The sequence below is a fragment of the Roseicyclus sp. genome, assembly GCF_052168335.1.
Lineage (GTDB): Bacteria > Pseudomonadota > Alphaproteobacteria > Rhodobacterales > Rhodobacteraceae > Roseibacterium.
In genome coordinates, this window is record NZ_JBQLZP010000335.1 from 1 (window position 1) to 6,121 (window position 6,121).

At 71.5% G+C, this 6,121-nt stretch carries 6 protein-coding genes; 3 read left to right on the plus strand and 3 right to left on the minus strand.

Annotated elements, in window-relative coordinates; genetic code table 11:
• Positions 1-127: 127 nt before the first annotated feature.
• Together ACTS11_RS10275 and cobS are read right to left on the minus strand one after the other, a co-directional pair.
• Entirely contained in the window at positions 128-562 is a 435-nt protein-coding gene (locus ACTS11_RS10275; protein WP_442640220.1) for a thermonuclease family protein, read from the minus strand.
• A 111-nt stretch (positions 563-673) separates the two neighbouring features.
• Positions 674-1,660: a cobaltochelatase subunit CobS gene (gene cobS, locus ACTS11_RS10280; protein ID WP_442640221.1), complete on the minus strand. Its 987-nt coding sequence runs from the start codon at positions 1,658-1,660 to the stop codon at positions 674-676.
• 161 nt (positions 1,661-1,821) lie between these two features.
• Between cobS and ACTS11_RS10285 the strand changes: the two genes are divergently transcribed.
• The 3 genes from ACTS11_RS10285 to ACTS11_RS10295 all read left to right on the plus strand — a co-directional run bounded on the left by ACTS11_RS10285 (position 1,822) and on the right by ACTS11_RS10295 (position 3,755).
• Positions 1,822-2,361 (plus strand): sigma-70 family RNA polymerase sigma factor, encoded by a 540-nt coding sequence (locus ACTS11_RS10285; RefSeq protein WP_442640222.1) that lies wholly within the window; start codon positions 1,822-1,824, stop codon positions 2,359-2,361.
• A complete protein-coding gene (locus ACTS11_RS10290) occupies positions 2,358-3,077 on the plus strand; it encodes an anti-sigma factor (protein ID WP_442640223.1) in 720 nt (239 codons plus the stop codon). The genes ACTS11_RS10285 and ACTS11_RS10290 overlap by 4 nt, the downstream gene beginning before the upstream one ends.
• 123 nt (positions 3,078-3,200) lie before the next feature.
• The gene (locus ACTS11_RS10295) at positions 3,201-3,755 is read left to right on the plus strand and encodes a fasciclin domain-containing protein (RefSeq protein ID WP_442640224.1); all 555 of its coding nucleotides are present in this window, start codon (positions 3,201-3,203) and stop codon (positions 3,753-3,755) included.
• A gap of 254 nt (positions 3,756-4,009) precedes the next feature.
• Here ACTS11_RS10295 and ACTS11_RS10300 read toward each other — a convergent pair whose 3' ends face one another.
• Entirely contained in the window at positions 4,010-5,977 is a 1,968-nt protein-coding gene (locus ACTS11_RS10300; RefSeq protein WP_442640225.1) for a trypsin-like peptidase domain-containing protein, read from the minus strand.
• Between the last annotated feature and the right edge of the window lie 144 nt (positions 5,978-6,121).

Sequence of the window (6,121 nt, forward strand, 5' to 3'; positions counted from 1 at the left end):
CGGCGGCGGCGGCGATGTCGGGGGGGGTGGGGATGGGGGGGGTGGGGATGGGGGGGGAGGAGATGGGGGTCGTCATGGCGCGACCTTGGAGGGTGCGCCGGGCGCCGTCAACACGGCTCCCGCCCGGTCACTCGCCCCGCGCGCACCAGTCGGGACGCGGACCGCCGTGGTAGGGGGCGGCGAGACCCTCGGCCACCAGGATATCGCCCAGGTCCACGCCGTCGATCTCGAGCGTGACGAGCCTGCGCCCGAAGCGGTCGAGGCCGTCGAAGCGCACCTCCACCTGCGAACCCGAGGCCAGGATCTGCCGCAGCCGGTTCTCCGCGTCCCAGCCGAGCGCCGCCTCGGCGTCGCAGCGCGCGTGCCGGATCTCGGGCGCGTCGAAGCCGGTCAGCCGGGCCTGGAACTCGGCCTCGGAGGGGCAGATCATCTCGACCGTGTCGCCGTCGAAGACGCGGGTGACGGCGCAGCCCGTGCCCTCGGTCCGCAGCGTGCCGAGGCCGGCCTCCGAGCGCATTCCCTGGAGGGATGCCACTGCAAGCACGAGGAACAGAACGAACACGGGTACAAGGTGCAATATCGGCATGGGGCGCACCTTTGCGCCCACGCCGCACGCCAGTCGAGCGATAAATTAGCCTTTCACTGAAACAGTTTGTTCAGTTGCAGGTCGGCCCTATCCAAGGCTCATCGAGGCCGCGCTCTCGGGCAGTTCTTCGTCGAAACAGCGCTGGTAGAACTCGGCCACGGTCTGCCGCTCGAGCTCGTCGCACTTGTTGAGGAAGGAGACCCGGAAGGCGTATCCGACGTTGCGGAAGATCTCCGCGTTCTGGGCCCAGTTGATCACCGTCCGGGGGCTCATCACGGTCGAGAGCTCGCCGTTCATGAAGGCCGTGCGCGTGAGGTCCGCGACCGTCACCATCTGGCTGATCTGTCGGCGGCCCTTGTCGGTGTTGTAGTGCGGGTTCTTCGCCAGCACGATCGCGGTCTCGGCGTCGTGGCTGAGGTAGTTCAGCGTCGCGACCAGGCTCCAGCGGTCCATCTGCGCCTGGTTGATCTGCTGCACGCCGTGGTAGAGGCCGGTCGTGTCCCCGAGGCCGACCGTGTTCGCCGTCGCGAAGAGGCGGAAGCACGGGTTCGGCGTGATGATCTCGTTCTGGTCGAGGAGCGTCAGCTTGCCGTCATGCTCGAGCACGCGCTGGATCACGAACATCACGTCCGCGCGGCCGGCGTCGTATTCGTCGAAGACGATGGCGACGGGATTGCGCAGCGCCCAGGGCAGGATGCCCTCGTGGAACTCCGTGACCTGCTTGCCGTCGCGCAGCTTGATCGCGTCCTTGCCGATGAGGTCGATCCGGCTGATGTGGCTGTCGAGGTTGACGCGAACGCAGGGCCAGTTCAGCCGCGCGGCCACCTGCTCGATATGCGTCGACTTGCCGGTGCCGTGGTAGCCCTGGATCATCACGCGGCGGTTGTGGGAGAACCCGGCGAGGATCGCGAGCGTGGTGTCGGGGTCGAACTTGTAGGTCGAATCGATGGCCGGCACGCGGTCGGTCGGCTCGGGGAAGCCCTTCACCTTCATCTCGGTGTCGATCCCGAAGACCTCGCGGACCGAGAGCTCCTCGGTCGGTTTCGCGTTCATGCTCAAGCTGCCATCGGCCATGTCGTCCTCGGGGGATGTCTGGAAGGGTGGGGCGGACGCCTCGGGGATGCAACATATCGCCGGGACCCGCAAGGGGAAGGGGGAGAAGGGACGGGCTGGCCATCCCGGCCGGAGACGTTATTTGGTTGTGGCGGGGAGGCAGGCCCCGGCGGGAGACGGGATTGGACGGCGGCACGGACATCGAGGGGCTGATCGCGCGGGTGGCGCTGCGCGACCGCGCGGCCTTTTCCGCGCTCTACGATGCGACCTCGGCGAAACTCTTCGGCGTGTGCATCCGTGTCCTGAAGGACAGGGGTGCGGCCGAGGAGGTCCTGCAGGAGGTCTATGTGAAGGTCTGGAACCGCGCCGACCGCTACCGCGTGACGGGGCACAGCCCGATGACATGGCTCATCACCATCGCGCGGAACGCCGCCATCGACCGGCTGCGCGCCACGCGGCCCGAGACGGAGGCGCTGGAGGACATCGCGGTCGCCGCGCCGGGCCCGGACGGCGAGGCCGCGGCCATCGCCGCCTCCGAGGCGCGGCGCATCCGCGACTGCCTGGCCGAGCTTGACGCCGACCGCGCCGCGGCGGTGCGCGCGGTCTATCTCGAGGGCCGGAGCTACGCCGAGATGGCCGAGCGCCTCGCGGTTCCGCTCAACACCATGAAGACCTGGCTGCGCCGCAGCCTCATCAGCCTGAGGGAGTGCCTGTCGCGATGATCGACGGCCCCGACATGACGCCCGATAGGCCCGGGGACGATGTCCTCGCCGCCGAATACGCGCTGGGCCTGCTCGAGGGCGAGGCGCGCGCGGCCTTCGAGGCGCGCCTCCCGGCGGAGCCCGCGCTCCTGGCCGCCGTCCGCGACTGGGAGGCGCGCTTCGCGGCGCTCGCCGAGGCGGAGGTCGAGGCCATCGCGCCGCCGCCCCGCGTGAAGGTGGCGCTGGAGGCCGGGCTCTTCGGGGCGAAACCGGGGCTCTGGAACCGCCTCGGCTTCTGGCGGGGGCTGTCCTTCGCGTCGCTGGCGGTGGCGGCGGTGGCCGTCTTCCTCGCCGTCCGGCCGCCCCCGCCGATGCCGGTGGAAGGCATCCCGCCCGGCACGATCCTGATGAGCCACCTCGTGCCCCTCGAGGGCTCGGACCTCGGCCTCGCCGTCACGCGCGAGCCGGGGGGCGCGCTCAGCGTCCTGCGGGTCGCGGGCGGGCCCTCGCCGGGGCGCGCGCAGGAGGTCTGGCTGATCCCCGACGCCGAGGCCGCGCCGATCTCGCTCGGGCTCCTGTCGGACGATCCGCGGACGGTTCTGAGCCCGGCGGCGGAGGTTTCGGCCCTCTTCGGCGCGGGCGCGACGCTCGCCATCTCCGAGGAACCTCCGGGCGGCTCGCCCACCGGGGCACCCACGGGGCCGATCCTCGCGGCCGGACAGCTCGTGGCCCTCTAGCTCACGCGTTCGTGACCGCGGTTCGCCCCGCCGCCTGAAACCTTGCCGCGCACCCTCCGTGGCTAGGGTCATCGCCACCCCGCGACGGGGCGGCGGACCATTCACGACAACGGAGGAAAATCCATGTTCCACAAGGCATTCGCAACCGCCGCCGCAGCAACCCTTCTGGCCGGCGCGGCCCATGCGCAGGACGTGCCCATGGTGGGCGGCGCGCCGATGTATCCGAACATGACCATCGTGGAGAACGCCGTGAACTCGGCCGACCACACGACGCTCATCGCGGCGGTGCAGACCGCGGGCCTCGTCGAGACGCTGGCGGGCGAGGGGCCCTTCACCGTCTTCGCGCCCACCAACGACGCCTTCGCTGCGTTGCCCGAGGGGGCGGTCGAGGCGCTGCTCCAGCCCGCCAACCGCGAGCGGCTGACGCAGATCCTCACCTGCCACGTGATCGGGGCCGAGGCCTTCTCGGACGCCATCATGGGCATGATCGCCGACGACGGCGGTGCGCACCCGGTCGAGACGCTGGGCGGCTGCACCTTCACCGCGCGGATGCAGAACGGGATGATCACGATCGAGGACGAGCAGGGCCGGATCGCCACCGTCACGCAGGCGGATGTGGACCAGTCGAACGGCGTGATCCACGTGATCGACACGGTGCTCCTGCCGCCCGCGTCCTGATCCCGGGCCTCCGGCCGTCTCCGCGCGCGCCCCGCACCCCGGGGGGCGCGGGGGCGGTCGGTCGGGCCGGGCGGGGCCCGTCCGTTTGCGTGACGTGGCGGAGGCAGCTTCCGCGGCGGCGTCCGGCCCGGATTGCGCCGGGCCACCTGGTATCGTCGGCGTCGCACGCGCCCGTCCGGTTCCTTTTTCCACCACCGAAAACGGCGAAGGCCGGGCGCGATGCCCGGCCTTCAGCTTGTTTCGCGGAGGACGTGTCAGTTCCAGCAGCTCACCCGCACCGCGATGTCCGCGCCGAACCGGGCGAGCTGGTCGCGGTTGAGCGTGCCGCCCGCGCCCGCGAAGGCCTGCGAGGCCACGCCCGCCGCCGCCAGCGCCTCGCGAAGCGCGTCGGGCTGGACGGCCAGCGTCACCTCGTCGGGCATCTCGCGCCCGCCCGTATTGCCCGGCAGCACCATGCCGACGACCGCGCCCGTCATGTCCATGACGGGGCTTCCGGCCTCGCTGTCGGCGGTGGAGACGTCGATCCGCTGCATCCAGGTCTCGCCGTTCACGCCCTCGAGCGCCGCCAGCGTCCCGAAGGCCGTCGCCGCGTAGGAGAGCGCGCCGTCGAAGGGGAAGCCCGCCACCGCCACGTCGCCGCGCACCCGCGCCGGCGCGTCCGCGATCCGCGCGAAGGCGAGGGGCGCCAGCGCCTGCTCGGGGCGCAGGACCGCGAGGCCGCGCGCATCGTCGCGCCAGGCGACCGAGGCGGGATAGGCGTTGTCGATCAGCACGCGGTCGCACTGGCCGCTCGTGCCGGTCACCGCCTCGATCGTCGTCACCACCGTCCCCGAGCCGTCCACGAAGAAGCCCGAGCGCAGAAGCTCCGGCCGGCGCACCTGGAAGCCCGAGACGAGGTCGATGTCCTCGTTGGCGTCCTCGGGCACGAAGGCCGGGTCCAGCGCGCCGCCGAAATAGCTGATCGTCTCGCGGATGCGGGGCAGGATCTGCGCCACGTCCTCGTCGCGCTCGGGCCCCCAGAGGAGGGTGAAGCCCTTGACCGCGCCGCCGACGACCCGCGCCTCGGTGTGGCTGCGGAGGGTGTCGTTCCGCCCCGTCAGCAGGAAGCTGTCCCCGCGCCGCTCGCGCTCGCCCTCGAGCGGCACGATCTCGAGCGTCTGCATGATCTCGTAGAGCCCGAAGAGCGTGGCGCGGTCGCCCGGCTGGCTGATGAGGTAGATGTCGAGCCCGCTGTCGTTGATCGCCGTGTAGCGGGCGAAGGGGAAGTTGTAGTCCTCGAATTCCACCATGCCCATGGGCAGCGTCACCTCGATGCCGGCGGCGGCGTCGGTGACGACCGCGTAGCCCAGCCGCGCGATCTCGGTCGCGTATTCGTCGAGGAGCTGCGCGCGCTGGCGCGTGGTCAGGACGCCGGTGGGCTCGAGGCCGCGGTCGATCTGCCAGTCGGTCATGGAGCCGCGCGTGCCGGGGCCGAAGGCGCCGTCGATGGCGCCCTGGTAGAAGCCGAAATACTGGAGCGCGATCTGGAGCTGGTCGCGCTCCTCCCGCGTGAGCTGCGCCTCGCTGGCGCGGGCCTGGTCCGGCGTCTCCTCCTGGATGACGACAGGCTCGGGGGCGGGCGCGGGAGCGGTTTCCGCGATCACCTCGGGGGCGGGGACCGCCTCGGCCTCCGCGACGGGCTCGGCTGCGGGCTCCTCGGCGGGGGCGGGCGCTTCGGCGGCGGCGGCCTCCTCGGCAGGAGCCGGGTCTTCCAGCGCCTCGACCACGATCTCGGTTTCCTCGACGGCCTCCTCTGCCGCGTCCACCGCCGCTTCCACCGCCGGCGCGGGCTCTGGCTCGGAGGCGATCAGGCCACCGTCGAGACGATCCTCGCCGATCGGGAAGAACTGCGACGTGTAGGCCTGCCGCGGCTGGATGAAGCTGTCCGACGGGATGCGGCCCGCCGCGAGCAGGTCGCCCAGAACGCGCTGGGCCTCGGCCCGCGTGTAGGGGCCGAGCGTGATGGCGTAGAAGCCGCCGGCGTTGAAGCCGTTCACGTTGTCGAACTGGGGCGCATAGGCCCGCAGGCGCGCCTCCGTGTTGCCGAGGCTCGCGTAGCTCTCGATCTGGATCCAGACCCGCTCCTGCGGGTCCTGCGCGCGGGCGGGGCCGCCCGCGACGGCGAGACCCAGGCCGAGGGCCAGCGTCAGGGCCGCAAGACCCCGGAGAAAACTCGTCAGCATCGCGTCGATTATCCTGTCGTTATCAAATCACTGCTCGGCCGACCCCGGAGCCGGGGCGCCACGCCGTCGCGCGCGACGTTAGCAGAGCGCGGAGGCTCCGCGCCAGTGTCACAACCCCGCGCGTCCGTGGCTTGCACACTGGCG